The sequence below is a fragment of the Arthrobacter sp. LAPM80 genome, assembly GCF_046736435.1.
GTDB lineage: Bacteria > Actinomycetota > Actinomycetes > Actinomycetales > Micrococcaceae > Specibacter.
In genome coordinates this window covers 136,213-163,184 of sequence record NZ_JBCHVD010000002.1, presented here as the reverse complement: position 1 = coordinate 163,184, position 26,972 = coordinate 136,213, and the positions used below count along the sequence as shown (strand labels likewise).

The following is a 26,972-nucleotide window of genomic DNA, read 5'->3' as shown; positions in this document are numbered from 1 at the left end:
CACACCGACGGCTGGCAGATAGGGGTGCATGCCAACGGTGATGCCGCCATCGGCTCGAGCACTGCAGCGTCATGCGCCCGGAACATGTTGAGAGAATGGTTGCACTGGGCCTGTCGCCGTCGTTTTTGATCGGCCACGTCCGCTGGTGGGGCAAGGCTTTCCGCGATCGCCTTCTGGGCACGGACCGCGCAGCGTTCTACGATCCCTGCGCTTCGGCGTTGAGAGCCGGCCTGCGGATCTCGTTCCACAGCGACTGCAGTGTGACTCCGCTAGAGCCTCTGCGTTACGTTCAGGATGCCGCCACCCGGATCATGGCAGACAGAGGGCGGGGAGGTTCTCAATGCCAACGAAAGCATTGGCGTGGAGGCGGCGCTTCGGGCTGTCACGATCGATGCCGCCGGGCAGTGCCGCGCAGATGACATCACCGGCTCCATCGAGGTGGGCAAGTACGCCGATCTGGTCCTGCTGGAGGAGAATCCATTGGGGGTGGAGCCGACGTCGACCGAGCGCATTGCCGTTTCCCAGACGCTGCTTGCCGGCAAGGTTTGTTCGCGCTAGCTGCTGGCCGGTGCAGGTGTTCTGAGGGCACAGCCTTTGGATCGGACAGTCTTCGGAATGCAATGGCGAGGGTGCGGGGCAGTAGCCTCTTTCCATGACCGCTGACAATTCCAAAGCCGCTGCCACGGACCCTGGCGAGAACCCAACCCCTGAGTCAACCCCCTCCGGGGAGGGCCGACGATTCTCCGCCGGAGACCTCGCGCCTGCGACAGCTGTGGGATTTGTTTTCCTGATTCTGCGCATCTTTGCCGTATCGGGGTACGACTGGAACACCGCGTTCGCGGTAAGCACCACGCTCAGCCTGAGCGACGGCCTAGCCTTGGTCTTCGGGTCCCTCATGGCCGGTCACGTTCTTGTGCAGATTCTGCTGATTGGTGTTCTCCCACTTCTCATCGCCACGTACCTGTGGTCTACGCGCGGCCATCGTGCCACGGTGCTGTTGGCCACCGCACTGGGCTCCGTCACGCTGATAGCACTGACGCTCAGCTTCCGCTCCTGGTGGTTGCCTGCGGCAACGGCAGCCGTTTTTGGCGTCTTTTCGCTAATTCGCCGACTTTCCGTCAAGCATTGGCTGCGCCGAATGTTTTCGGTGGCCATGGCCAGGGTCGGTGGGGTAGCAGCGGTGGCGGTCCTGCTCGTCGCCGCCTTCATTCAGACACCGTGGGTGCCCCAGGAACAGATCCTGACCCCTTACGGCTCCATCACCGGCTACGTCCTCAGCGTCGACCCTGGCTACCTGAACGTGCTGACCGACAACCACGAGTTTGTCATTCTCAACATTTCCGAGGTGCTCTCCCGCAAATAAGGCGGACGCAACATGTTCTGCACCCAGGCAGCTCCGCGCCCAGCAACCCCAAACCGCCGGAAACCCGGTGGGTTCAACCAACCTCCGCGCGCAAGGTGTCCCAGGGCCGCGCATTGGGGCAGCACAGATGGTGGGAGTCAGTGCCATCCTGCCGCGATCATGCCACGTGGGCAAAACGCGGTTACACGCCTATCCTTGGCAGACACTGCTTTGCCCGCACCAAAGGAAACATGCACCAAAGGAAATCCACCAAAGGAGTACCCCTTGACTGCCACCCTCACGTACCGCCATCTCTTCGGCCCCGGCCCCAGCAACTGCTACCCGGAGGCCATTGCCGCCTTGGGCAACCCGGTCCTGGGCCACTTGGATCCGCTGTTTCTGGAAATCATGGACCGTGCCTGCGAGGGCCTGCGCCAAGTGTGGGGAACCGCCAATAGCCGTACCCTGCCCCTGAGCGGTACGGGATCGGCAGGCATGGAGGCGGCTTTTGTGAACACGGTGGGGCCCGGTGATGTTGCCGTCATCGCCGTCAACGGCCTGTTCGGCGGGCGCATGTGCGAGATCGCCCGCCGTGCCGGGGCTGAAGTGGTGCGGGTAGAGCATCCATGGGGCCAGCCCATTGACCCCGAACGGGTCGCGGCCGCCCACCCCAACCCGAAGGTCATTGCCGCCGTCCACGCCGAAACCTCTACAGGGGTACTTTCGGACATCGCAGCACTTGGCCAGCTCAAAGGTGACGCCCTGCTGATCGCCGACGCCGTCACCTCCATCGGCGGCCTGGAACTGCTCGCCGATGACTGGGGCATAGACGTGGGCTATGCCGGCACACAAAAGTGCCTGGGCGTGGCTCCCGGCCTGTCCCCCTTCACCATCTCCGACGCCGCATTCGAGCGCCGCATCAAGGACCCGCAGTCCTGGTACCTGGATTTGGGCCTGCTCGGCGGCTATGTCGGCAGCGCCAGCGGCAGCCGTCGCACCTACCACCACACCGCGCCGGTCACCATGATTGCCAGCCTGGAGGCAGGCGTGGGCCGGGTGCTCAATGAAGGGCTCGACGCCGTCCAGTCCCGCCATGCTGCAGCTGGACTGGCGCTACAAAACGGTTTGCAGGACATGGGCCTGGAACTCTTTGCCGCGGAGGGCAGCAGGCTTCCCAGTCTGACCACGGTCAAGGTGCCTGAGCGCGTGGACTCGGCCGCCGTCCGTGCCTACCTTCTGGAACGTTTCAACATCGAGATAGGCGCCGGGGTGGGCGAGTTCGCCTCCACTGTGTGGCGGATCGGCATGATGGGGCCCAACGCCAACCCAGATTCCGTGGTGCTGGTCCTTGGCGCACTGCAGGAAGCCCTCACCAAAGCCCGGCGCTAAGAACGAGGAAATGGCTGTGGCATCCACCCGTTGGTGGATGCCACAGCCATTTGCCCTGTGCCAGCTTTCAGAAGCTAGTGGCTGCGCCGCTGCCGGCCGCGGTTTCTTGCGACCATCGCGCCAAGTCCGGCCACAAGCATCAACCCGGCAAATGCCGCCAGGATTGTCAGCTTGGAATCGACCCCTGTGCTGGCCAGGTCATCCGCAGCCGCCCCAGCCGAGGTGCTTGTTGCCGGTGATCCGCCTTCAGAAGGCGTCACCGCTGCTGCGGTGGCAGCACCTGCAGGACTGGTGGAGGGTCGTTCGCTCTGATCCGTCGTCGGCGGAGTCGTCGTCGGAGGAACCGTCGTCGGCGGAGTCGTCGTCGGAGGAACCGTCGTCGGAGGAACCGTGGCTTCGGGCTCACCAACGCTCACGTCCAGTGCTCCCACCACGTTCCAGCCATCACTAGAGACAGCCAGCACCGTTGCCTTGCCTGGGCGAAGCCCCGTGACAACGCCGTTGGCATCAACCGATGCGACAGGCTCAGTGCCGGCCACGGCTTGAATCTCCCAGGTTGCCCTCACATCGGCAAAAGCTGCCGGACGGCCCGTGGCAACCAACCGGATTTTGCTGCCAGGCTCGGCGATGTTGGTCGCTGAACGCTGTTGCATCCCCGTCGATTCTGCTACTTCCACGGCCGCCAGGCGCTTAGGCAATGCGGCATCCGTTCCCAAAACTCGCAACTCTGAGATGGCAATGCAGCCCAGACTGCCATTGGCCAACTTGCCGGCCGCCATGACGAACCTGACCTTGGTGGTGGTCACTGCGCCAAACTGCACCACGTTCTTGCCTTGTGCAGGCTGAGCCGGCGTCGCTGCAGCGGAGGGAACGTTCTTCCAGTCGCTGCCGTCCAGGTACTGGACCGTCACAGCGGCAGGCGTGGGGGCCCCTGAATCGACAAACACGTAGAACTCAGCGGATGAAACTGTCCGGGCCCCGCCAAAGTCCACCGTGATGGTGTCTTCGGCGCGCGGGGTCGCAATCCAGTTGGTCCAGAGGTTCTTCGTCTCTCCGGTGCTAGCAGTGGCAATAATCCCATCATTGACCTTGCTCAGCGAGTCACCGCCGCCTGTGTTGGAATACGTTGCGCTCACCGTCACGGCAGGGTTCTCCGACGCCAAGGCCAGGTTGCGGTTTTGTTCCCCCGCGTAGCCAGCCACACTTTCCAGGCCTGCTGATTCGCCGGCGCCAACACCCGTGAACTTCACGCGCACATGGCGTGCGGACACCGTGGAACTGAAGGTGAGGGACCCGGTGGAACTGGCCGTGGCCGGAGCAGGCGTCCAGGCCGATCCGTCCAAAGACGTTTCCACCGTGAAGTTGCGCACCGATCCGGCAGCAAGCTTCACATCAATGCCGTTGAGCGCAAAGTTCGCTCCGAGGTCAACACTCCAGACCGGTGCTGCCTCACCCTTTGCAGAACGCCATGCGGTTCCTACCGCGGTGTCATTGGCCAAGGCGGCACCTGCACCGTCAGCTGAGGACGTTGCCATGCTTGACTTACGTGCCACCACGTCCGCCACGGGGAAACCCAGCGTCTTGAAGTTGTACATGCCCACGGGCGATTTATCGCTCGAATCTCCCGCAATGGAAATTCGCACATAACGGGCCACGGCGCTGAACGCGTCCTGGCTTTCGTTTCCGGAGACTGTGTTGGCGCTCTTGTCCGCCACCGTGTAGTAGTTTTCCCCATCATTGGAAACTTCGATGGTGTACTTGTACGCCCTGCTGCCATCGAGCCACGTCACCAAGGTAGAGGTGAGCTGGTGCCGGGCTCCAAGGTCCACCGACCACCAGGTGTTCCCGCCACGGCCGCCCTGCCAGTATTGTGCCGGGTTGCCGTTGTTGGCCACGGCCGGCTCATGTCCCGAAGCGAAGTTGGAGGCCATCACGCCAGGCTTTTCCTGAGCAATATCAAGGGAAGCAGGAGCGGAACTTGCAGATCCGAACAGCTTGAACTCGGCGACTCCGGCCACACCGGTGGCGGCGTTCTCCGGGAAAACTACCCGCACGTAGCGCCCTGACCGCAGCCAGGTGTCGCTGACCTTCTCGCCAGCATCGTGGGGGCCTGACTTATCCAGCGCCGTGTCCCAGACAATGCCGTCCTCGGAATACTGGATCAGATACGGGTAGGCTGCCGATTTGTCCCAGACCAGCGTGGAGCCAGTCAAATCATGGCGCGTCTTCAAATCAAGCATCAGCCAGGAATTGCCTGCAGCAGTGCCCGACTTCCAGGACGTGCCCAGATTCTGGTCCACGGCAGCACCGGCCGTGGTCCCTGCCGCAGAGCTCGAAGCGGTGGCCACGGAGCCGGTGGCCACGTTGGTCCCGGACGCCTCGCCGTCGTCGTACTGGGGTGCAGGCAGCCCTGGCACCTCGTCGCTGGTGATGGTGGTGGTGCCTGCGGCAAGCCCGGCCCTGCTTGCCGTCAAGGTGATTTCCCCTGCTGCGCGTTTGGCCCTGACCCATACGGCCAGCTGGCCGCCCTTCATGGTCAAGGTGGTCGGCCCAACAATTTCGCCCGGACCGGTCACAGAAACGTTGACAGTCCCGCCGTCGTTGTAGGCCACGGTGCCATTGGCATCCTGAACGGCAATGTGCACGAGGCGGGCGTCGGAGCCATCAGCATGCAGCGGCGTCTGTGTTTCCTTGCTCAGGGCGATCTTGCTGGCAGTCCCAGCGGTCTTGACCGAATGCGTGGCCACCACAACACCGCCAATGAGCGCCTCCGCGCGCAGTTCGCCAGCGCTGTAGGCGCCGACGTCGAACGTGAAGGGTGGGTGCGGCAGGTTGGCCGTGTCCTTGGTGGTGTCCGGGGACTGCGTTGCAACCAATGTGCCGTTCTTGAAAAGGCGCACCTGCTCTGCGTTGCTGAAGACCTTCACCGAGGTGGGTGAATTGGCCGACCAGGTGTTGGCGATGAATGCCATGGGACCTGAATCAACCCCGGGAATCAGCACGTCTGCATTGCGCTGGGACTTGAAAAGGTAGGTGCCAAATTTAGGAATCCGGTAATAGTCGGTGACACCCATGAGGGAAGCCCCCGGGTTGTACCCGCTCATGTCGGCAAAGTCCCACAGGGCATCGGCACTGAACCAGTCCATCCCCAAGTTGGCGTTGAGCCCCTCTTGGTGGTTGGCGGCCTGGCTGAGGCTGTTGCGACTCTGGTTCGTGAAGTCATAGTTTTCACGCGGAACCCGCGACGTGGAGGAATTTCCACCGTAGTCCCAGTCTCCCCATTCACTGATCAAAATGGGCTTGGTCTTGGTTGTCTTGCGGATGTCATGCTGGGACGCGCCAACATAAATATCAAAATAGTCCAGCCACCCTGCGGTGAACATCTGGTTGCCCGGGTATTCCTCATGGGCAATCGAGTTGGTCTTCTGTGCCCATTCGGCACTGTAATTGCTCTCATTGAGGCTGGTTTCCCATGCCACCACGGACGGGTGATTGCGGTCGCGACGAATCATGTCACGCAATTCCTTGTAGCTGTTCTCCTTGAACGCGGTGGTGTTGTTGAAAGTCTGCCACCCAGTCATGGAATTCAGGACCAGTACACCCAGCTTGTCCGCCGCATCATAGAAGGCGGGGTCGTTGGGGTAGTGAGAGGTGCGGATGAAATCAAAACCCGCGTCCTTGACCCGCTTCACGTCCTCATAAATGCTGGTGTTAGGCACGGCATTGCCCAGACCGTAAATTTCCTGGTGCTTGTTGGTGCCGATCGCCTTGAACCGCGCACCGTTAATGAACAAGCCGTCATGGCGCCACTCAATTTTGCGAATGCCGAATTGTTCGGTGAGCTGGTCCACCACTGCCCCACCAGCAAGCACGCTAACGCGCGCATGGTAGAGATTGGGGCTATTTGGGTGCCACAGTTTTGCATTCGTCACGGTGAGCTGCTGCTGGATGACCGAGCTTTTGCCGGCACCGAGCGGCTGTGCCGTGCTGGTACCCGTGGCCACCACCGTGTTGGAGGCATCCAAGATCTCGGTCTTGACCTGCACCGAGGTGCTGGCTGCGGTGTCGTTTTGCACATCAGTGCGCACCTGAACAGTGGAAGACGCCGGATCGACAGTGGGGGTGGTGATGAACAGTCCGCCTCCGGCAACCTCGTTCTTGGACACGGCGTCGGTGATGTGGACGCGATCGGTCACCGTCATGGTCACATCCCGGTACAGCCCGCCGAAGTAACGGAAGTCAACACCGGTGCGCCCGGGCCCGAATTCCGCATTGGGACGGGTGTCAATGCGGACGGCAATGAGGTTCTCACCTGGTAGAAGTTTGTCGGTAACGTCCATGCTGAAGGGTGTGTAGCCGCCGACGTGCGTTGCTATCTTGGTGCCGTTGAGCCAGACCTCCGCCTTTTGCATGGCCGCTTCAAAATCGATGGAGACCTTTTTGCCGGCTGTTTCGGCGCCGACGGTGAATTTCTTGCGGTACCAAGCAGCCCCAAGATATTCGGTGACGTCCTCGGGGGTATTGAACTTGATGTTGTGGGGAAGGTTCACCCAGCCCCAGCCTGAATCATCGATGGAACCAAGTTGGCCGTCGGTGACATCTCCCTGGTTGAACTTCCAGTCAGTATTGAAGTTCTTTACTTCACGAGTTCCAGATTCTGCGACGTGCGGCGCAGGGGCCTGCTGCACAACGGATTGTTGGGCGCTCGTCAGCGGTGCCGCCTGGGCCGGAACACTCATGGCAACCATCGGCAGCAGAACGGCAACAGCCAGCACGTGGCGCCCCCAGCGCCCGCGTGTGAGAAACATGGAGTTCATATTTTCCTATCCAACGCCGCCGACTGACTGGTACAAGACCGGGCCCATCGCAGTTGCGCAGTTGTGTTTACAAAAATTGAAAGAACTCAAAATCTAACATGATTTGGATCACAATAAACAAGAAGATGCGCGAAAAAGTGTCATTTACTGCGGCGCCCGTCACAATTGCCCCGAAAGCCACGGGGACCCGGGCCAGTTACCGCCAAGGTTCGCAATATGCCGAACAGTAATGGACACGACCCTGTGATACGGATAACATTCTGGAGCATGAGACGCCCCACACTCCGGCTCCTTGCCAGCCTCGCCGCCGCGCCACTGCTATTAGCATTCCTGCCCGGGGTTGCCCCCGCTGCGGAATCTTCGCCCCTTGCGGGCCCGGGACTGGCAGGAGTTGTCCCGACGGTGAAGGACCTCAAACTCAGCGACGGCCAGCCCTTTAAATTGACGCCCTCCACACGCATCATCGTTGCCACCACGGGTGCGGCTCAGTTGCGCGATGACGCCGAACTGCTTGCCGGCGAACTCGTCGCACTCGATCAAAGCCGGCATCTGGGCATGAATCACGCCCCGGAGATTGTTGTTGGCACGGGAACGGCACGCTCCGGAGACATTGTTCTCCAGCTGGGCACGGTGCCCTCACTCACTTCAGAGGAAGGCTACAAACTCCAGGTGGACGGTGCCGTGACCATCACCGGCCCCAGCGATACCGGTGTCTTCTACGGAACGCGCACACTCCTGCAGTCCCTGGCCTCTTCCGGAGGCGCCCAAAGCGCAACCGTGCTCGATGAGCCCGCCAAACCAGAACGTTCCCTGCACGTGGATGCCGCTCGCAAGTACTACTCTCCTGCTTGGTTCAAACAAGTCATCAGGGACATGGCCTCCATCAAGCTGAACCAGCTGCAATACCACTTCTCCGAAAACGAGGGCTTCCGACTGGAAAGCAAGACCCATCCGGAAATCCTCAGCGATACTTTCATCACCCAGGCTGAGCTTGCGGACCTTTTGAAACTGGCCAAGCAGTACCACGTGGAGGTAGTTCCAGCACTGGATGTCCCCGGGCACCTCAACCAGTTGCTGAACAAGTACCCCCAGTTCAGGGCCTCCAATACCAGTGAGGGCACCAAGGTTCTGGACTATTCCAACCCGCAGGCCCGGGCCTTGCTGTTCGAGGTCATTGACGAATTCGCAGCACTGTTCCCCAGCAGCCGCTGGCATATGGGTGGCGATGAAATCTTCAACGTCGAGGACCCCAGCGATGCAGGCGCCCGCTTCCCCCAGCTGCTCGCCTACGCCAAATCTGAGGTGGGCCCTACCGCCAACATCCATGACGGTTACATCCACTTCCTGAACGAAGTCAACGCACACCTGAACGCACTCGGCAAGACGCATGTACGGGCCTGGAACGATGCCTTGTACGGTGCGGGCAGCACCGTAGCCTTGGATCCCAACATCGATGTCACCTACTGGACTAAGTGGCACCCCAGCATGCCGACGGTGGAGACGATTCGCGCGCGCGGCCATAAGGTCATTAACTTCAATGACGGTTTCTTCTACTATGTTCTGGCCAACCCTGGCGGCGCTTATGCCACTCCCCGGCCCGCATCCGATATTTACACCTCCTGGCGTCCGGGCGTATTCCCCACCAAAGATTGGACCGTACCAGCTCCCCAGAAAGCCCAGACGTACCCAGAACCCAGCCCGGATTGGATCACAGGATCCTCCTTTGCTATTTGGAGCGATGTCCCGGCACGGCAAACTGAAGAACAAGTCACTGCTGGCATTCGACTTCCCCTGCGTGCCATGGCTGAGCGTGTTTGGAACCCGAGTGGCTCCACCGCCAGCTACCAGGAGTGGCTGACGAAGGTTGAGGCCATTGGCACCCAGCCTGCCGCTGCCGACCTTGTCACTGCTCCGTCGCTGAACCTCACCAAGACCGGGGTGGCTGCACACGATGGTTCACCGGTGACGGGAGATCTTCAAGAAGGTGACAAAATCACCTGGCAGGTGCGCGCCACCAACAACGGCGCTGCCCGCCTCAACGTCACCCTGAGCGATGACCTCCGCGACGCACTGGATGAAGTGACGCTCAATGATGTGCCGACAGTGGAAGTGACCGATGCCGAGGGCGACGTGGTGCGTGAGCCCGGCACCAATGCGGCGCTCGGCCGTCCAGCGAGAGCATCCGGCCAGGAAGTGCCCAGTCAATGGGGTCCCGCGCTTGCCTTCGACGGCGTCACTGCCGGACAGTCAGGCCCGCAGGGATCGCGATGGTCCTCCAACGGGGCCGACGACGCCTGGCTCGCCGTCGAACTGGCCAAACCAACCCTGATCGATCATGTAACGATCTACTGGGAGGAAGCCTGCGCAGCCCGATACCGCATTGACGTTTCAGCCGATGGCACGGTGTGGACTCCGGCCACCGCGGAAATCACCCCCGTCTGCGGCAGCGTGGATCGGCAGCCACTGCTGGTGGATAAACCCGTTGCCTTCGTCAGGATGCAGGGCCTGGAGCGCACCCCGATCGGCGGTAAGAAATACGGCATGTCACTGTGGGAAATGCAGGTCTGGACCGGACCTGAAACCGGCGCCACCACGCCGCCTGCCTCACTCGAGGCCGGCGTCCTGACATGGAACGGTGCGCTCGAACCCGGGCATTCGGCAGTCCTGAACTACAACGGCACTGTCTCCGCCAAGGGCAACGGAAGGATCGTCAACACGGCCACACTGACCTCGGCCTACCACCCCGATTTCACGGCCAAGAAGAGCACCACGCACCGGCTCGCCCTAAATACCCCGACCGCCGAACCGACTGACGGCACCACCCCCACCGTCGAACCCACCGGGACCTCGCCTACCAGCGCAGCTGCCGACGTGCCTGCCAACACCTCACCCGCGGCATCGAATGGCGGCCAGGATCTGTCCCAGCCGAGCAGCGGATCCGCCGTCGGCCTGGACCAGCCGCTGGCTTCCACGGGTGCAGCTGCTACCGGGGCACTGCTCACGGCGGCAGCGCTTCTGCTGCTCCTTGGAGTTATTCTGCGGCGACGCCGGGCCACCCACGCATAATCGCCTGGCCAGCGCGCAGCGTCACAGGGTGTAACAGGTTTTTTGAAGAGGCAAAGAACAGCCCAGCACCACGGTGGCCTGGCACCGTCGCTGTCCCCCACCAAGACAAGCCACCGGCGTCGTGCTTCCTGCGGAGGACGTGCTGCGGGTGGTTGCGCCTATTGTTAAGTCAATGGCGTGCCGCGGCATGCGGCCCCAGGGATGGACGAGCACTACGGAGATTTTCGCGTGACTGACCTTTCTAGCGCCAGCGCTAACATACTGATCGCCGATTTTGTCAATATTGATGCGGCCGGCAAGGTCAACATCATTGGCGGCGGGATCCAATTTCTTGGCTTCGACCCCAATGCCGGCATGACAGCTCCATTCTCGCTGTTTGTGAGTGTAACCGTGAGCATTCCGGCCTTTGACGATACCCAGGCGGCGGTGGAGGTTGAGCTCGTGGACACCGACGGCCGGACAGTCACCGTACCTGGAACGGAGGGGCCGAATTTGTTGAGCTTCAACCAAGACGTTGATTTCAAACACACGGTGGCACCGAATGTTCAACAACCTCCGAGGGGATTCCCCGGATGCTCCAACGTGGTGCTGAACTTCCCCGGTGGACTTCCGCTGGCCGCGGGATCCACCTATGAGTGGGTAGTGCTGTTGAACGGTTCCCGGCTTTCCTCAAGCACCTTCTTTGTCCCGGGTGTTGCCGGGTAGAAATTCGGGGCGACCACGTCTAGGCCACGAGTGCCAGGCCTGAGCCGCAAGGATTTTTTCCGAGACGAGGACGCGCCTCGCCAGCTGGTGAATACGTTCGAAGAACGTGGCGCCCAGCGCCGGGTGGGGCGGGCGCCGTCGCGCATGGAAACACAGCCCTGCCGCGCTGAACTGATTGGGTCTACAGTGTGAACATGGGCAAGCATCCAGAATTTGACGACGACGACCTGATTCACGAGCCTTCAAGGCGTGATCCGCTGGCCGAGGTGTACTCGGAGATGGTCACCCCCGACATCGAGGAGATCAACGAGCACGCAAAAACATTGGCTCAGGAGTCCGAAAGCGAGCCAGACCAACTTTAAATCAGGCCCCGAAGACCCTCCTTTCAGGGAAATCGTTGCCGAAGGTACCGCCGGATCCGAGCGTGAGACTGAGCCGACTTTGAACCGTTCCACAGGTGCCGGCCGACCCCGCAAAGTGCGCAGAACTCGTGGAGCAAGCGTCCTCAACCGGTCAGCCCACCCCGCTCCCCCAACGCTCGGTTACATATGGCGTGTTTTTCCGGAACGCTCGGTTACTCATGTGGGCCACGACGGAAACCCTCCCGTCCGCCGTCATGATGACTGCCACGGCAGCCATCGCCAGCGGCACATGCTGCGGCTAGGGCCTTCGAAGTCCCGCAACACTGCTTTTGATGCGAGATGCCAGGCCACGTCACTGCGCTCCGGCATGGGCGGGCGGCGGAGTGCTCGCGCTCGGCGCCGCGATCGTTGGTGGGATTGTGCTCCTGCACCGCCGAGCGGCAAGGCTGACCCGCGCACCGTCTCCGTCTATGCCAGGCAAACCCGGGTGCTGGGGGCCGTCGCGCTCGCCATCTGCACCCTCTTCGCGGTGAACCTTGTCCTGACAGGTACCGCATCCTCGATCAGGCATTACCTGCCCTGGCTGCTGCTGGTGGCCTGGGCGCTCTACCTCCTCTTCTGGCGTCCGTGCCTTCTGATCCGCGTCGACGGGCTGGGCGTCCACAACATCCTGCGCGACCACGACATCCCCTTCAGCGAACTGACAGGCGTACGTGTTCTGCAATCCGTCAGCTTCGACACCGCCGCCGGGCGCATCGCCAGCTGGGGCGCCCCGGGTGCCGGCAAGCTTGGCCCGCGGATGCACACGGGCCCCGACGGCGCCCGCACCATGGGCCCCCTCCCCCACACCCAGTCAACGGTCCAGTCCGCCTGGGACGCGTGGGAACGCAGGCAGCCAATTGCCGGAACGCACGACGGCGGCTCCCCCATCCCCGGCAACGCCGCCTCCCAGCCCGGCCCGCAGGCAACGGTGACGACGCGCTGGAACGCGCCGGCCGCCGTCGTCGGTGTCCTGCTGGCAGCCCTGGCCATCGCCGGCGCACTGATGTAAGGCACAAAAAGAGGTTTAGGCAGGGCCTCCACCGGTGCGGTGGAGGCCCTGCCTAAACCTTATGACTGCAGTTAGGACTTGAAGCCCACCGCCGTCCAGTCGATCGACTGGAACTGGGCCGCGCCGTAGTTGACCAGTCCTGTCGTGACGCCGAAGGTGTTCGGGGTCGGTGTCAGCGGGATGACAGGGGTGTAGTTGAAGATCGCCTTGTCGATCGCGTTGGCCAGGACAACGCGCTTGGCCGGATCCAGCTCGGCGTTGGCCGCCCGCCACATCTCGCCCAGCTTGGTGTCGGTGATACCGGTGAAGTTCTGCCCGGCATCAGCAGGGTAGAAGATCGACTCCGTCGAGGCGACGGGATAGGCCGTGCCCGACCAGGCGAAGCCGGTCATGTCAAAGTTGGACTTGAGCACGTAGTCGGAGAAGAACTTGTCGGCGGGAACAGTGTTGTTCTTCAGCGTGATGCCCACTACCTTCAGGTTGGCCTGGACCTGTTTGAAGATCTGCTCGGAGACCGGGTTGTTGGCATCCAGCGTGTAGGTAATCTCCAGCTTCGTTCCGCCCTTCTCCTGGGTGCCGTCGCCCGCCTTGGTGTACCCGGCGTCCTTCAGCAGCGCCTCCGACTTGGCAGTGTCGTAGCCGATCACGGCCGTGGCGTTGTCCTGGTAGCCCTTTTGGCCGGGCATGTAGATGTAGCTGTTCTGGCTTGCCACCGGTGCACCGATGGGGCTCAGGCGGCTGGCGGAAATGGTGTCCCTGTCAATGGCGCGGGCCACTGCCTGACGGACCTTGACGTCGGCCAGCGGCCCCTTTGAACCGTTCATGGTGATGTGGTTCCAGGTCAGGCCGCCCGACTGTTGGATGGCGCCGTCGGCACGCTTCTTGGCAGTGTCGTAGTTGTTCTTGTTGGTGCCGATCGGGAAGGCGTCAATTTCCTTGTTGGCGTAGGCCTGGGCCATGGCGTCACGGGAGACAACCTTCATGATGATCTTTTCAAGCTTGGGCTTTTGGCCCCACCACATGGTATTCGGGACAAGCGTGACAACCTTGCCCGTGGTGTCAACGTTGGAGACCTTGAACGGCCCGCTCGATGGCAGCGGCTTGGTCTTGTATCCCTCGTTGAAGGCCTTCACATCGGAGGCAACGGCCGCCGGCAGGACCGCAGCCGTGGCCATGCCCGCCGTACTGCTGCCCAGGATTGAGGGCCAGTCCGCGTTCTTGTTCTTAAACGTGATCTTGAAGTTGAAGTCGGTGTCTTCCTTCGTGACAGCTTCCACGTCCTTGAAAACGTTGTCGCCGACGATCTGGTAGTCCTTGTTGGTGCCGTTGTTGGCCTTGAAGGTCGCGGCATAGTCCTTGTAGGTGATGGGCGTACCGTCCTCCCAGACTGCCTTGGGGTTCAGCTTGACCTCAATGACCTGCGGGTCCTCACCGGTGAGCTTGACCTCGGAGGCGTAATCGGGATTGACAGCCCATCCGCCATCGACGGTGGTGACCAGCGGTCCACCGAGGGTGGGATCCATGATTTCGCCGCCGGCCTTGACGTTTCCGTCGACCTGGAGCGTGTTCCAGTTATCGGGCAGTTGGTCAACGGGCAGCGTCAGGGTGCCGCCGCCCTTGACCGCGGCATAATCTGCCTTGGTCCAGGCGGTGGTGGGCAGCGAGCCCGTGTCAACAGCGCCCTTGCTGGCGTCGCCGGTGGGCTTGTTGCCACCTGCACCGCAGCCGGTGGCCGTGAGGGCAAGAACAAGGATTCCTGCCCCAACCATCTTGTTGATGTGTTTCATTTTTCCTCCCAATTGAATGTTCCCCGGCCGGCCATATGTCGTGGCCGGCGGGGTTGGTGGATTCGGTAAAACTGTTGTGGTCCTCATACGCCCGGGGCGGCCATCAGGTCGATATGTTCGGCATGATGGCAGGCAACGAGGCTGCCCTCGAGTGGCCGCTGCCGGGGGTCCTCGGTCCGGCAGCGTTCCTGCCCGTCATGGGCCATCAGCTTGTACAGGGGGCAGCGGGTGCGGAAATTGCAACCGCTGGTGTCCTCAGTGGGGCTGGGCAGGTCGCCTTCAAGGATGATCCGGTTACGGCTGCGCTCCACCGCAGGATCCGGGACGGGGACGGCCGAGAGCAATGCCCGGGTGTAGGGGTGCTGCGGGTTCTGGAAGATCTGCTCCGCCGGGCCGCTTTCCACAATGCGGCCAAGGTACATCACGGCAACTGTGTCCGCGATTTGCCGCACCACCGCCAGATCGTGGGCCACGAAGAGGTACGACAGTCCCAGCTTTTCCTGCAGGTCCTGAAGCAGGTTGATCACTCCGGCCTGAATGGACACGTCAAGGGCCGAGACCGGTTCATCAAGCACCACGATCCTTGGGTCGGTGACAAGGGCCCGGGCTATGCCGATGCGCTGGCGCTGCCCGCCGGAAAACTCGTGCGGATACCGCGACGCCATGTCAGGATCCAGGCCCACAAGTTGTAGGACGTCGCGCACCTTCTCCAGCCGTTCCCTGGCCGGCACGCCGTGGACGCTCAGTGGCTCGGCCACAAGGTCCTGCACCGGAAGCCGCGGATCAAGGGAGGCCATGGGGTCCTGGAACACGACCTGGATGTCCCGGCGCAGTGCCTTCTTGTCCCTGGCCGACAACGTTGCCACGTCCGTGCCGTTGATGGTGACCCGCCCGGACTGTGGTTTGGCCAGCTCAAGGATCTCCATGATGGTGGTTGATTTCCCGCACCCCGACTCGCCCACCAATCCCAGCGTTTGCCCCGACTTGATGTCAAAGCTGACGCCGTCAACTGCCCGCACCATGCCGATGGTGTGCTTGAACACCGATCCGCGGGTCAGCGGGAAGTGCCGTTTCAGCCCCTCGACGGCCAACACTTGTTCAGGCACGACGTCGGCCCGCTCGGCAGGCGCCAAGGGTTCAGGCACGGGGTACAGGGTGTCACGGGGCAGGGAACCGCCAGCAATCTCGGCCACCCTGAGGCAGGCGGCGGCGTTCTCCGCATCGGCCTGCGCTGCGGCGGAACCCTGGCCGTCGGTGGTTGTGGCGCCGGCGCCCTGCCCCCTGCCACCGACAACCATCAGCGGCGGTTCGGTGGTGGTGCAGGCTGCAATGGCCACGGGACAGCGCGGGGCGAAGGGGCAGCCCGGCGCAAGGTTGCTCAGCTGGGGCGGGCGCCCCTCCAGCGGCACGAGCCGGGTGTGGCCCGCCGAGGCAAGGTTCGGCATCGAACGCAGCAATCCGATGGTGTAGGGCATGGTCGGGAAGTAGAACACCTGGTCCACGGTTCCCGTCTCCACAATCCGCCCGGCGTACATCACGGCAATCCTGTCCGCATTCCCTGCCACCACGCCAAGATCGTGGGTAATGAGCACGACGGCCGCCCCTGTCAGGTCCTTCGCTTTCTGCAGCACCTCCAGGATCTGCGCCTGGATGGTGACGTCCAACGCCGTGGTCGGTTCATCGGCGATGATCAGCCGGGGGTTGTTGGCGATGGCGATCGCAATCATGGCGCGCTGCCGCATGCCTCCGGAGAACTCGTGAGGGAAGGCCTGGGCCCGGCGTTCAGGGTTGGGAATGCCCACTACCTTCAGGAGCTCCACCGCCCGCGCATTGGCGGCCACCTTGGACAGTTTCCTGTCGTGCAGTTGCAGGGCCTCGGCGATCTGCGCACCAATCGTGTAGACAGGTGTCAGTGCCGAGAGCGGATCCTGGAAAATGATGGAAATGCCGTCGCCGCGCAGCTTGGACAGTTCCCTGTCGGTACGGCCCAGCAGCGACCTGCCCTCAAAAAGTATGTCGCCGCTGATCTTGGCGGACGACGGCAACAGGCCCATGACGGCCAGTGAGGACACCGACTTTCCGGAGCCCGACTCCCCCACGATGCCAAGAAACTCCCCCTTGTCCACGTGGTAATTCACGCCACGCACCGCTGTCACCGCGCCTCCGGGTTGCGGGAAGGTGACGCTCAGATCGCGCACCTCGAGCAGGTGATTCGCCATGTTCGACGGCGTTGCGACTGTCCGCGCGCGGGCCTCGGTGGCCGGCGTCGAAAGGTATTCTGTGGCGTTCTCAGTCACGGTTCACTCCGGAGGTGGGATCGACGGCGTCGCGCAGGGCATCCCCGACAAGGCTGGCCGAGAGGACGGTAAAGACAAGGATTGCGGCGGGAAAGACAAAGAGCCAGGGGCGGGTTGCCGCGGCGCCCTGGCCCGCGGCCAGCAAGGTGCCCAGGGAAACGTCGGGGGCCTGGATGCCGAAACCAAAGAAACTCAGTGTCGTTTCGCTGAGGATGGCCCCGCCCACGCCAAGGGTTGCGTCGATGATCAGCAGCGAGGAAACGTTGGGCAGCACGTGCCGGCGGATGATGGTCCAGGTGTCAACGCCCATGAACCGTGCCGCCTTGATGAAGTCACGCTCACGCAGGGACCTGGTTTGCGCCCGGACCACGCGGGCCATGATCATCCAGCCAAACCCGGCGAGAAGGAAGATCAGGGCCACCCAGGACAACGACTTGAAAATGGGGCTGAGCAGGATGAACAGGAACAGGCTCGGCAGCACCAGCAACAGGTCGATGACCCAGACGATGGCCCTGTCCCACCAGCCGCCAAGGTATCCCGCCACCGCGCCGACGATTCCGGCGATAATGGCCGCCAGCGGGCCCACCAGCAGCCCGATGATCAACGACTTGCGCAGGCCGACAATGGTTTGGGCGTAAATGTCCTCACCAATGTCACTTGTGCCAAACCAGTGCACGGCGCTGGGGCGCGAGCCCATGTTGTAGACATCGAGGTCAGTGGCGTTCCAGGCGTTGGGAACCAGTCCGAAGATGGCCCACAGGATGATCGCACCCAGTCCGATGACGCCAACCCAAAAGCGCGGTGTGCGGCGCAGCCGGGACAGGATGAGGCGGAACCGGGAGACGGGTTTAGTGGACCTGATGACTTCGGGGGTGCCCGCTGCGGTGTCGGCGATGGGAATCTCTTCAAGCATCGACATGGCTAAACCCTCACTCTCGGATCAAGGGCCGCGTACACGACGTCGGACAACGTTCCGGCAATCAGGATCAGGATTGCGTTGAACAAGATGGCTCCGGTAAAGGCGTTGATGTCGCTTTCGGTGATCGCCTGGACCAGCATCTCGCCCATGCCGTGCCAGCTGAAGACGAGTTCTGTCACTGCAGCACCGGCCAGCACCGTGGCGAAGGAGTAGGCGAAGTAGGTGGACATCGGAATCAATGCGACCCTGACGCCGTGGCGGACAAGGGCCGAGCCCCGGGTGCGGCCTTTTGAACGGGCCGTGCGGATGTAATCGGCCGACAGGACATCGAGCATGGCGCTGCGCTGGTACCGGGAGTACCCCGCGGCACCCATCAGGGCCAGGGAAATGGTGGGCAGCAAAAGATGCGCGGCCCGGTCCCAGAACTGGACCCACCATCCGCCGTCGAGCCCGGCCGTGTATTCGCCCGTGAAGTTGATCAACTGGATGCCAAGGAAGCCGTTGGTCATCGTCGCGAGGATCATCAGCACGATCCCGAGCACGAAGGATGGAGTAGCCAAGATGGTGAACGAGGCGTAGGAGATCGCCTGGTCGCTGAACTTGTACTGGCGCACGGCGCCCCACACGCCCAGCGAGACGCCGAGAATCGCCGCAATGATGGTGCCAAGGATCAGCAGGCGCAAGCTGGTGCCGGCCCGGGCCACCATTTCCGCAATGACGTCGGAGTTGTGGACGGTGTCTCCGAGGGAGCCGCGGGTCACCAGGTTGATGATCCACGCCCACAGCCGTTCGATCACGGGGGTGTTCGGATTGACGCCCAAACCGTCCAGGATCGCGTTGATGGTGTCATCCGAGGGCCGGGGATTGCGGCCAAGATAGCGGCTGGCCGGGTTCAAGATGATGCTGGCCAAAACATAGGCGCTGAGCGTGGCAATGGCCGATAGCACCGCGTAATTGAGGAACCGTTTGACGATGAAACCGATCATGTGGCCGGCTTCCACAACTGGGCGACAGCGGCAGCGCGGCAACGGTGCGCCGTCCTCTGCGTCGATACGTGCAGTGGCATTCAACCATCCTTAAAACTGGGCCGCCGCCCCGTCCATGGGTGGTGGACCGGTCGCAGCGGAAGCTTTCATTTCCCTTTGGTGGATGCGGACTGTAATCCACCTCACACTCTTGGGTGCCAATGTACAGCAGTCGATTTTCGGCCCCGGGGTCCAAAAATGCCGGCATCCGGCAGGACTGCCCAAACGGACAAGGCGGGGCCGGACGGCAACCGGGAATGCACCCCAATTCGGGGCGGGGCCGCGGCTCATTGCCCCTTTGGGCAGGAAAACCGCAACGAAACCGTTACGCGCATATCTACCGCATACAACCACCCGGCACCCGGGCCAGGCGGGTGGGACGGCTACGCGGCGATCTTTTCCCTCGCCGGCTTCCTGGCCACGCCAACACCAACCGAGTCCGCGGAAAGCCGCTGGGCCAGCCATATCGGCACAATCGAAACGATGATCAGCACCACTGCAACAACATTGACCACTGGGGCCTGGTTGGGGCGGAACAGGTTCTGCAGGATCCAGATGGGCAGCGTGGTGTCCCCGGCGCCGATGGTGAACGTGGTGACAATGATTTCGTCAAAGCTCAGGGCGAAGGCAAGCAGGCCGCCGGCCAGCAGTGCCGAGCGAAGCTGCGGGAACGTGACGAGCCAGAACGTGGTGAACAGGCCCGCACCCAGGTCGGCGGAAGCTTCCTCCAGCCCCTCATTGGTGCGGCGCAACCGGGCAATCACATTGTTGAACACTGTCACCATGCAGAACGTTGCGTGGGCAATGATGACTGTCCACATGCTCAGCGGCACGCCAAGGATGGTGGTGAACATGTTATTCAGCGCGATGCCTGTGACGATGCCGGGCAGTGCGATGGGCAAGATGACGAGCAGGTTGACCACCTCGCGGCCAAAGAACTTGTACCGCTGCAGTGCCAGGGAGAGCAGCGTTCCGAGCACCAGGGATATGACGGTTGAAACAACGGCGACCCACAGGGAGGTGACGAGGGCTTCGCGGACACCTGTGGATTCAAAGGCACGCCCCCACCATTCAAGGGTGAAGCCCTTGGGCGGCCAGCCAAACGTCCTGTCGGCGTTGAAGGAGTTGACCACCACCAGCAGCAGCGGGGCGTAAATGAACAGCAGGACCAGCCCGGTGATGACGCCGAGAATCGTTTTTGCACTGCGTGAAAGTCTCATGGCTTCCTCCTACAGATTGTTCAGGGCACCGGTACGGCGCACCACGAAGAGGTAGATCATGATGATCACGATCGGGATCAAGGCCACCGCCGAGGCGAACGGCAGGTTGTTGGCAGCACCGACGTTGGCGTAGACCACGGTGCCCAGCATCTGCGTCTTGCCGCCGACAATCTGCGCTGTGATGTAGTCGCCAAGTGACAGCGAGAATGTGAAGATGGTGCCGGCGATGATGGACGGGACGAGGATGGGCAGCATGATAAGCCGCATGGTCGACAGCGGTTTGGCGCCAAGGTCGGAGGAGGCCTCAAGCAGGGAATCGGGCACCTTTTCAAAGCCAGCATGGATCGGCAGGATCATGTAGGGCAGCCAGATGTAGGCAAGCGTCAAAATGACGGCAGTCTCCGAATACCCCGGGCTTGAAACGCCGATGGGGGCACCGAGCCATTCAAGCAGGCCGCCGTCGGCCAGCACATTGCGCCACGCGTACGCCTTGACCAGGTAGCTGGCCCAGAGCGGCATGAGCACGGCCACGACAAGGATCTTTTGCCATTTGACGGTTGCCACCTTGGCGATGAAGAACGCGATCGGGATGGCAATCACCATGTCGATGACTGTGACAGCGACGGCGATCCAGATGGTGCGCAGGGTGATGATTTGGTAGACGGGGTCGGTGACGACCTGGATGACGTTATCGAAGTTCCAGGTGGTGGAGACCTTGCCCGTGAAGGTGTCAACGGTCCACAGTGCCGTGATGAGCAGTGCTGCGAGCGCTGCCACATAGACAAGGATGAGCCATCCGGCCGGCGCCGTCAGCAGCCCGGCCAGCCGAAGCCACGGGGTGCGGCTGAGCACTGCCGAGACGGTGTTCTTCTTTGCCCGGGGTACGACGGCGTGCGCCGGCGCCGTGCCCGTGTGCGACTTAGCGTCGGGCTGCGTCTGTAGTGCCATGTCCTCTTACCTTTGATTCTTGGATGTCGCGGGGTGGTGTGTGCGGCGGGAACGGTCCGCCGCACACACCGGTTGGTGCAAGGGCAGTTTTAGCCCTTGATCTCCGTCCAGGCCTTGGTCCATTCGGAGTAGTCCGTGCACTTGGCATCTGTGCGCCCGTCCAGGCACTTGGCCACGGGTGTTGTCCAGTACCAGATCTTCTCCGCGTAGGCCGCATCTCCTGAGTGGTACGTGGTGCAGTGCTCCTTGTCCGCTGTCAGGGCGCAGGACTTGGGGTTGGCCGGGGATTCACCGAAGTACTCGGCCACCTGTGCGTTGGCTGCCGGGCTGGCAATGTAGTCAAGCCACTTGTAGGAGCAGTTGGGGTTCTTTGTCTTGGATCCGATCATCCAGGTGTCCGACCAGCCGGTGGCGCCTTCGGTCGGCAGCAGCGTCTGGACCTTGACGCCGTCGGCCTTGGCAATGTTCGCACCCACCTGCCAGGTGGTGCCTACAGCCGTGGTGCCGGAGGCGAAGGACTGGACTTCCTTGACGACGTCGTTCCAATACTCGCCAATGTGTGTGCGTTGGGCCTTGAGCAGGGTCACGGCGGCGGCGAGCTGGCTGGCGTCCAACGCGTACGGGTTCTTGATGTTCAGCTCGGGCTTGTGCGCCATCAGGTACATGGCGGCGTCGGCGATGTAGATGGGCGAATCGTAGGCGGTGACCTTGCCCGAGTTGGCGCCGGCGTCGGTGAACACGGCGCTCCAGGAGGTGGGTGCCGGGGTGACCTTGTCGCTGCGGTACATCAGCAGGTTGGCGCCCCAGCCGTGCGGCATGCCGTAGTTTTTCCCGTCAACGGTGTTCCAGGCCTTGTCCTTTAGGAACGGGTAGATGTCGGGGTAGTTCTTCAGCAGCGACGTGTTCACGGGCTGCACGTCCCCTCCGGCGATCAGGCGCAGGGATGCGTCGCCGGAGGCGGATATGACGTCGTACTGGCCTGTGCGCATAAGCGTCACTGCCTCATCCGAGGTGCCGAAGGGCTTGAAGTTGACCTTGCAGCCGGAGTCGGCGGTGAACTTGGTGACCCAGTCGACCTTGGGGTCGTTGCTGCCGTCCTCCACGTAGCCGGGCCAGGCCAGGATGGAGACCTGCCCCTCCCCCGCGCCGATGGATTCCTTTAGGGAGTCCTTCACCTCCCCGCCAGAGGAGGTGCCGCAGGCTGCCAGCGCCAATGCTGCAGCAGCCAGTGTGCCGATGACTTTCAAGGCTTTTTTCTTTGCCACTGTCTTGTCCTTTGCGTATAAAAGTTGGGTGTTTTCAGGCTGCGTCGGGGAGCCAAACGGCGTCGTTGTCCGCCCAGCTCACCGACACGTTTTTGCCCACCAGGGATTGCTCCGCTGGCAGGTCGTTGTCCACCAGGACTACGACGGCGGGGCCGCCCTCAAGCGCGACCCGCACCTGGGTTGCGTGCCCCACATAGACGAGGGAGGTGACAGTCCCATGGAGTGAGCTGACGCCTTCGAGCCCGGCAGTGGTTCCGGCGCCGTCCCAGTGGACTGTGAGTCGTTCGGGCCGCAGCACAAACTGGCTGCTGCGGTTGTACAGGGTTGTTGCCACATCCGCGCCAAATAGATTGGAGGTGCCGACAAAATTGGCCACGAAGGCGCCGGTGGGGCGCTGGTAGATCTCGTGGGCCGTGCCGATCTGGGCCAGCTTGCCGTTGTTGAACACCCCAATCCGATCGCTCATGGTGAGCGCTTCCTCCTGGTCGTGGGTGACGAAGATGAACGTGATGCCCAGCGAGCGCTGCAATTCCTTGAGCTCGATCTGCATTCGCTGGCGGAGCTTGAGGTCCAGGGCGCCGAGCGGTTCATCCAGCAGCAGCACCTTGGGTTCGACGACGAGTGCCCGGGCCAGTGCGACCCGCTGCCGCTGCCCACCGGAGAGCTGGGACGGGCGGCGGGCCACGAACTTGCGCAGCTGGACGCGGTCAAGAGCTTCCACTGCACGTTCGCGCCGCTCGGCCTTTTTCATGCCCCGCACCCGCAGCCCGTAGGCGACGTTGTCGACAAGGGACATGTGCGGGAACAGTGCGTAGTCCTGAAAGACGGTGTTGACATCGCGCTGGAACGGGGCCTTGCCGCTGACATCCTGCCCCTCAAGCTCGATGGTTCCCGAGGTGGGCAGCTCAAAGCCGGCGATCAGGCGAAGGACCGTTGTCTTGCCCGAGCCCGAAGGTCCGAGCATGGAGAAGAACTCGCCCTGGCGGATGTCCAGGTCGACGCCGTCGACCGCCTTTGTTTCGCCAATGTTCTTGGCACCGAAGGTCTTGGTGAGGTTGCGCAGCCGGATGGCCGGGACATCCGCGGCGGCCCCTCCGGCGGTCCCTCCGGCGCCACCGCCGGCGGGGCTCCCGGCGGGGCTCCCGGTTAGGGAGGAGGCACTTGGGCTCATGGTGCCCGCCTTTCTTTTTCTGGTCTTGGACTGCAATCCCGCAGTGTGGCTTGGGTCACATTCCGGTGATGTTGGTAAATGCTATTACTTCAGATGTTTTATGTATAGCCCCCTGGAATAATCGCCGGTACGATGAACAAGCCGCACCACAACCACAGTCCCCGCAACCGAGAGGCAGGTTCCCTTGTCCCTGTCACCACTCGGCGCCTCCCGCAGCCTGGCCGCCGTTTTCACGCCCATCAAGTCCGGTGGGCTTGTCGATGAGGTGTGCCGGCGCATAGAACTCGCTGTCGAATCAGGGCTGCTGGCAAGCGGCCAGCGGCTCCCCAACGAGGTTGAACTGGCCGCGGCCCTTGGCGTATCGGCCGTCACGGCGCGCGAGGCACTCTCCCAACTGCGTGGCCAGGGCCTGATCCGAACAGTGCGCGGACGCAGCGGCGGCAGCTTTGTTACCGAAAATTCATTCCCCTCGGCCGCCAAGGCCAGGGACACGTTGAGAGCCCTGACCCGTCTGCAGATCACTGACCGTGGCCTGCACCTGCAGGCCATCGCGGTGGCATGCGCCGGGGTTGCCGCCAGGCGCTCAAGCGCGGATGACATTGCTGCCCTGCAGTCCTATATCCGTCCCGAAACCCTGCCCGGCGAAGTTGCCACGCCCTTTGCCTGGCGCCTGTGCGCGGCAGAATTCCTGCTGGAGATCGCCTCCGTGGCGCGCTCCGCCAGGCTTGCCCGCGAACTCCTGCACCTGCAGGCCGACGTGGGCACCTTGACCCTGCTGCCGTTCGAAGACCCCGAATTTCGCGAGAAAACCGCAATCCTGGGCGAGGCCATCACGGCGGCCATCGCCGACCACGATTCCAAGGCTGCCGAAGAACGCACCAAGGAACTCACCACCGCAACAACCGCCTGGCTGCTCGCAGAGCATGCCGGCGGCCACCACTAGGAAACACTCAGCAAAGGCACCCTTATGAACGGCAACGACGCCGCGCAGACAACGTCAGCGGTTGGCGAACTCGCAGCCCTGATCGCAGGACTGGAAGACAAACTGGCAGGGTGGGCGGAATCTGCCAGCTGCTGGCTTGATTCCCAGGGAAAGGTCACCGGAACGGCGGTTGATAAGTTCATCCGCCCGGCCGTTGAGGCGTTCCTGCACGAACCCGGCTCCCTGCTGGCCGGCGCCGGTTTTGTCGCGGCGGCAGGATTGCTCGGTGCTGAGCGGAGCTACATCGCCTGGTGGCAGGGCGAGGACATGGAACGCGTGGACGCCTTGGCAAACTTCAGCCCGCAATCAATGAGCCGCTACGTCAAAGCCGAATGGTTCAAGGTGCCCATGGCGACGGGCCTGCCACATGTCACAGGTCCCTACATCGACCTGCTGTGCACCGATGAATACGTGCTGACCTTCACCCACCCCATCGTCAAGGACGGTGTGCTTGCCGGGGTTGTTGGCATGGACGTCACAGCCCAGATGCTCGAACGGACCGCCCTGCACATCCTGCGCGAGATTGCCCCCCATGCCGTCCTTGTCAACGCCGAAGGACGCAGCATCGTCTGTGCGGGGGCAGATGTCGATGCGGGGGATGTCGTGAGCCTCGCGGACGGGGCACAGGAGTTCCCTGTGGGCCGCCAGTTCAGGATCCTTTCGGCCACTGCGTAATTTTTGCGCCGCTGTGGCCGCCGCCCACTTCCACTGGATGTAAGGTGGGGCACTAACACGATCCGGCAAAGCCGATAAGGAGGGAGCACCCATGCCTGCGCAGAAGAACAGGAAGCGGCTCCCGCCACCGGAGGACTCCCGTGCGGCACAGATTTTTCCCGTCCACAGGAAGAGCGGCAGTGCGCTGGCCGAATATCTAATGGATCCGGCGCGCGCCCATGCAGTGGTGGTGGTCTCGTTCATCCCCGGTGCTGCGTTGCGCATTGATGCGGCGGCTGTTGCGGCCCAGGTCGGCGCCGAGGCAGAGGTCTTTGAGGTGGCCAACGGCGTCGAAACCCACCACCTCCAGCACGGCCTGCCCGAGCACCTGCATGTTTTCGGCACCGGCGCCCGCGTGTATCCGCACGGGCCGCAGTGGGCGGCCCGGACCCCGAATCCACATGTACCCCACCACGCTTCCCAGCTGCCTGCCTTGTACCAAACGCTGGAAAACGAGGTCCTCGCAGCGGAGCATTTCCAGTCACCGCGGCAGACGTCAACGGGCCCCTTGGCAGTGGTTTCCGAGGCAGTGGTCAAGGGCTTCCCGTCGGCCGACAGGGCCATGGTTGAGCTAGTTCCCAGTGGCGAGCAGGCAGTGATCCGCGGTGAGGACCTGCTTGCGGGCATACCCCTTGACTGGCTTGTCAGCAAGGGCCAACGTCTCACCGGATCCATCGACCCGGCAGGCCATGTCCTTGACGTCAAGGACCTCCTGCTCCCCCGCCCCTCCCCCGTCACCGTATACAAAAGCGGCGACGTGGCGCTGGCCCGGGTGAAATCGGTCCAGCCCAGCCATGCGGTGGCCATCCTCTGGCCCGGCAGCGACTTCCGCATCGGCGTTGAGCGCATCTCCTCCAACGACCTCGACTCCGCCGAAGACCTCCTCACCGAGGGCGAAGTGGTCCGCGTCCGCGTGCTGTATGAGAACGGCGCGGTGCTCCTGTCCATGCTTGACGTGGACGACGACGAACCCGCGGTCCCAGCGCCGCCCCTGCTCCGCGGCGGGCCGCCGTGGCTTGTTTTCGAGCGGCCCTACGCGAGCCTGTTCACGGCGGGAACGCCCGCCCCTGCCCCGGCCCAGGGCTCCCCCGCCGCGACGGGAGCCGGCCGCGAACCGGGACTGTCCGGCGTCGAGCTTGCAAGACCGGAGGCCCTGCTGAGCGCGGCCGAGCGGCGCACGGCCCTGCAAAGCACCCAAATGCAGTTGGAGTCGGCCCGGCGCACCATTGCCGAACTTTTAGCCGAACAAAAGCGGCGCGGGGCCACCGACAAGGTGGCGCGGGCGCTGCAGGACCAGTTGGAAGTGGAGCAGCACGAGGCGGTCAAACTGGCCCGCCTGCACAACGCTGCAGTTCACCAGCTCGACGCCCTCAAGGACGAGCTTGCCCGGGCCAAGGCCTCCCTTGTGCAGCTGCGGCAACAGCGGCGTTCGGCCTCAAACCGCACCGAAAATGCGCCCGAAACCCTGTTCCTCGACCCTGCTGAGCAGTTCAACTTCGACCTCACGCTGGCGTGGGCACGCACGGTCCCGGCCGCCGACAAGGCAGCCCATCCGCTGGGCAGTTACGGTTCAAACCAGCACTTCCTGGAGTCCTGGGCGGCCCTGAACGAACAGCAGCGTGCCAAGACCCTCCGGGCGGTCGTGGACCTGGTGGCAGGCCGCACCGGGCCGCTGCGCAAGCGCGAACCGCACGTGCTCAGGCTCAAGGAGGGCGCCCACGCCGGAGCGACGCTGCGTGGCGAGGACGTGTGCTGGCGGCTATACGTGGAGCAGGGCACGGCCGGCGCACTGCGACTGCACTACTGGAAGCTGGCCTCCGGCGGACTTGAACTGCACGAAGTGGTCACGCACGACGTCGTGAAACCCTAGACTGGATGTTTGCTCGAGCCTCTCATGGCTCCCGACATTGAA

The 26,972-nt window shown here is 62.8% G+C and carries 19 protein-coding genes and 1 pseudogene; 11 read left to right on the top strand and 9 right to left on the bottom strand.

Features of this window, described 5'->3' with window-relative positions; translation table 11 throughout:
• Window positions 1-71 precede the first annotated feature (71 nt).
• The 4 genes and pseudogenes from AAGW05_RS03075 to AAGW05_RS03060 form a co-directional block, all read left to right on the top strand.
• Window positions 72-266, top strand: a pseudogene (locus tag AAGW05_RS03075) (amidohydrolase family protein); the annotation flags it as partial.
• Between the two features lie 28 nt (window positions 267-294).
• Entirely contained in the window at window positions 295-558 is a 264-nt protein-coding gene (locus AAGW05_RS03070) for an amidohydrolase family protein (protein ID WP_411803001.1), read from the top strand.
• Window positions 559-652: 94 nt separating this feature from the next.
• Window positions 653-1,363 (top strand): hypothetical protein, encoded by a 711-nt coding sequence (locus AAGW05_RS03065; protein WP_411803000.1) that lies wholly within the window; start codon window positions 653-655, stop codon window positions 1,361-1,363.
• A 264-nt stretch (window positions 1,364-1,627) separates the two neighbouring features.
• A complete protein-coding gene (locus AAGW05_RS03060) occupies window positions 1,628-2,731 on the top strand; it encodes a pyridoxal-phosphate-dependent aminotransferase family protein (protein WP_411802999.1) in 1,104 nt (367 codons plus the stop codon).
• 74 nt (window positions 2,732-2,805) lie between these two features.
• Here AAGW05_RS03060 and AAGW05_RS03055 read toward each other — a convergent pair whose 3' ends face one another.
• Window positions 2,806-7,539, bottom strand: a complete 4,734-nt coding sequence (locus AAGW05_RS03055; protein ID WP_411802998.1) for a discoidin domain-containing protein — start codon at window positions 7,537-7,539, stop codon at window positions 2,806-2,808.
• Between the two features lie 276 nt (window positions 7,540-7,815).
• Between AAGW05_RS03055 and AAGW05_RS03050 the strand changes: the two genes are divergently transcribed.
• The 4 genes from AAGW05_RS03050 to AAGW05_RS03035 all read left to right on the top strand — a co-directional run bounded on the left by AAGW05_RS03050 (window position 7,816) and on the right by AAGW05_RS03035 (window position 12,732).
• Window positions 7,816-10,614 carry a family 20 glycosylhydrolase gene (locus AAGW05_RS03050; RefSeq protein ID WP_411802997.1) on the top strand — a complete coding sequence of 933 codons (2,799 nt, stop codon included), beginning with the start codon at window positions 7,816-7,818 and terminating at the stop codon, window positions 10,612-10,614.
• Window positions 10,615-10,842: 228 nt separating this feature from the next.
• Window positions 10,843-11,319 (top strand): DUF6941 family protein, encoded by a 477-nt coding sequence (locus AAGW05_RS03045; RefSeq protein WP_411802996.1) that lies wholly within the window; start codon window positions 10,843-10,845, stop codon window positions 11,317-11,319.
• 194 nt (window positions 11,320-11,513) lie between these two features.
• Window positions 11,514-11,681, top strand: coding sequence for a hypothetical protein (locus AAGW05_RS03040; RefSeq protein WP_411802995.1), 168 nt, complete (start codon window positions 11,514-11,516; stop codon window positions 11,679-11,681).
• A 487-nt stretch (window positions 11,682-12,168) separates the two neighbouring features.
• The gene (locus AAGW05_RS03035) at window positions 12,169-12,732 is read left to right on the top strand and encodes a hypothetical protein (RefSeq protein ID WP_411802994.1); all 564 of its coding nucleotides are present in this window, start codon (window positions 12,169-12,171) and stop codon (window positions 12,730-12,732) included.
• 71 nt (window positions 12,733-12,803) lie between these two features.
• Here the strand turns inward: AAGW05_RS03035 and AAGW05_RS03030 are convergent, their stop codons facing one another.
• The 8 genes from AAGW05_RS03030 to AAGW05_RS02995 form a co-directional block, all read right to left on the bottom strand.
• Window positions 12,804-14,519 carry an ABC transporter family substrate-binding protein gene (locus AAGW05_RS03030; protein WP_411802993.1) on the bottom strand — a complete coding sequence of 572 codons (1,716 nt, stop codon included), beginning with the start codon at window positions 14,517-14,519 and terminating at the stop codon, window positions 12,804-12,806.
• Between the two features lie 83 nt (window positions 14,520-14,602).
• Complete coding sequence (locus AAGW05_RS03025) at window positions 14,603-16,738, bottom strand: dipeptide ABC transporter ATP-binding protein (RefSeq protein WP_411803188.1); 2,136 nt, start codon at window positions 16,736-16,738, stop codon at window positions 14,603-14,605.
• A 70-nt stretch (window positions 16,739-16,808) separates the two neighbouring features.
• Window positions 16,809-17,735, bottom strand: coding sequence for an ABC transporter permease (locus tag AAGW05_RS03020; RefSeq protein WP_411802992.1), 927 nt, complete (start codon window positions 17,733-17,735; stop codon window positions 16,809-16,811).
• 2 nt (window positions 17,736-17,737) lie between these two features.
• Window positions 17,738-18,721, bottom strand: coding sequence for an ABC transporter permease (locus AAGW05_RS03015; protein ID WP_411802991.1), 984 nt, complete (start codon window positions 18,719-18,721; stop codon window positions 17,738-17,740).
• A gap of 422 nt (window positions 18,722-19,143) precedes the next feature.
• Entirely contained in the window at window positions 19,144-19,980 is an 837-nt protein-coding gene (locus AAGW05_RS03010; protein ID WP_411802990.1) for an ABC transporter permease, read from the bottom strand.
• Window positions 19,981-19,989: 9 nt separating this feature from the next.
• Window positions 19,990-20,928, bottom strand: coding sequence for an ABC transporter permease (locus AAGW05_RS03005; RefSeq protein ID WP_411802989.1), 939 nt, complete (start codon window positions 20,926-20,928; stop codon window positions 19,990-19,992).
• A gap of 89 nt (window positions 20,929-21,017) precedes the next feature.
• The gene (locus AAGW05_RS03000) at window positions 21,018-22,193 is read right to left on the bottom strand and encodes an ABC transporter substrate-binding protein (RefSeq protein ID WP_411802988.1); all 1,176 of its coding nucleotides are present in this window, start codon (window positions 22,191-22,193) and stop codon (window positions 21,018-21,020) included.
• Between the two features lie 34 nt (window positions 22,194-22,227).
• A complete protein-coding gene (locus AAGW05_RS02995; RefSeq protein ID WP_411802987.1) occupies window positions 22,228-23,364 on the bottom strand; it encodes an ABC transporter ATP-binding protein in 1,137 nt (378 codons plus the stop codon).
• Window positions 23,365-23,548: 184 nt separating this feature from the next.
• Here AAGW05_RS02995 and AAGW05_RS02990 point away from each other — a divergent pair, with 184 nt between their 5' ends.
• From AAGW05_RS02990 to AAGW05_RS02980, 3 genes are all read left to right on the top strand, one after another.
• Window positions 23,549-24,307 carry a FadR/GntR family transcriptional regulator gene (locus tag AAGW05_RS02990; RefSeq protein ID WP_411802986.1) on the top strand — a complete coding sequence of 253 codons (759 nt, stop codon included), beginning with the start codon at window positions 23,549-23,551 and terminating at the stop codon, window positions 24,305-24,307.
• 24 nt (window positions 24,308-24,331) lie between these two features.
• On the top strand, window positions 24,332-25,021 hold the full coding sequence (locus tag AAGW05_RS02985; RefSeq protein ID WP_411802985.1) for a cache domain-containing protein: 690 nt from the start codon (window positions 24,332-24,334) through the stop codon (window positions 25,019-25,021).
• Between the two features lie 91 nt (window positions 25,022-25,112).
• A complete protein-coding gene (locus AAGW05_RS02980) occupies window positions 25,113-26,930 on the top strand; it encodes a hypothetical protein (protein ID WP_411802984.1) in 1,818 nt (605 codons plus the stop codon).
• The last annotated feature ends 42 nt before the right edge of the window (window positions 26,931-26,972 follow it).

Bases quoted from the DNA above. Each gene is read 5' to 3' on its own strand.
- AAGW05_RS02995 (WP_411802987.1), bottom strand. From the start codon at position 23,364: ATGAGCCCAAGTGCCTCCTCCCTAACCGGGAGCCCCGCCGGGAGCCCC.
- AAGW05_RS02980 (WP_411802984.1), top strand. From the start codon at position 25,113: ATGCCTGCGCAGAAGAACAGGAAGCGGCTCCCGCCACCGGAGGACTCC.
- AAGW05_RS03040 (WP_411802995.1), top strand. From the start codon at position 11,514: ATGGGCAAGCATCCAGAATTTGACGACGACGACCTGATTCACGAGCCT.
- AAGW05_RS03025 (WP_411803188.1), bottom strand. From the start codon at position 16,738: ATGGCGAATCACCTGCTCGAGGTGCGCGATCTGAGCGTCACCTTCCCG.
- AAGW05_RS03030 (WP_411802993.1), bottom strand. From the start codon at position 14,519: ATGAAACACATCAACAAGATGGTTGGGGCAGGAATCCTTGTTCTTGCC.
- AAGW05_RS03010 (WP_411802990.1), bottom strand. From the start codon at position 19,980: ATGAGACTTTCACGCAGTGCAAAAACGATTCTCGGCGTCATCACCGGG.
- AAGW05_RS03020 (WP_411802992.1), bottom strand. From the start codon at position 17,735: ATGTCGATGCTTGAAGAGATTCCCATCGCCGACACCGCAGCGGGCACC.
- AAGW05_RS03050 (WP_411802997.1), top strand. From the start codon at position 7,816: ATGAGACGCCCCACACTCCGGCTCCTTGCCAGCCTCGCCGCCGCGCCA.
- AAGW05_RS03070 (WP_411803001.1), top strand. From the start codon at position 295: ATGCCGCCACCCGGATCATGGCAGACAGAGGGCGGGGAGGTTCTCAAT.
- AAGW05_RS03015 (WP_411802991.1), bottom strand. From the start codon at position 18,721: ATGATCGGTTTCATCGTCAAACGGTTCCTCAATTACGCGGTGCTATCG.
- AAGW05_RS03055 (WP_411802998.1), bottom strand. From the start codon at position 7,539: ATGTTTCTCACACGCGGGCGCTGGGGGCGCCACGTGCTGGCTGTTGCC.
- AAGW05_RS03005 (WP_411802989.1), bottom strand. From the start codon at position 20,928: ATGGCACTACAGACGCAGCCCGACGCTAAGTCGCACACGGGCACGGCG.
- AAGW05_RS03065 (WP_411803000.1), top strand. From the start codon at position 653: ATGACCGCTGACAATTCCAAAGCCGCTGCCACGGACCCTGGCGAGAAC.
- AAGW05_RS02985 (WP_411802985.1), top strand. From the start codon at position 24,332: ATGAACGGCAACGACGCCGCGCAGACAACGTCAGCGGTTGGCGAACTC.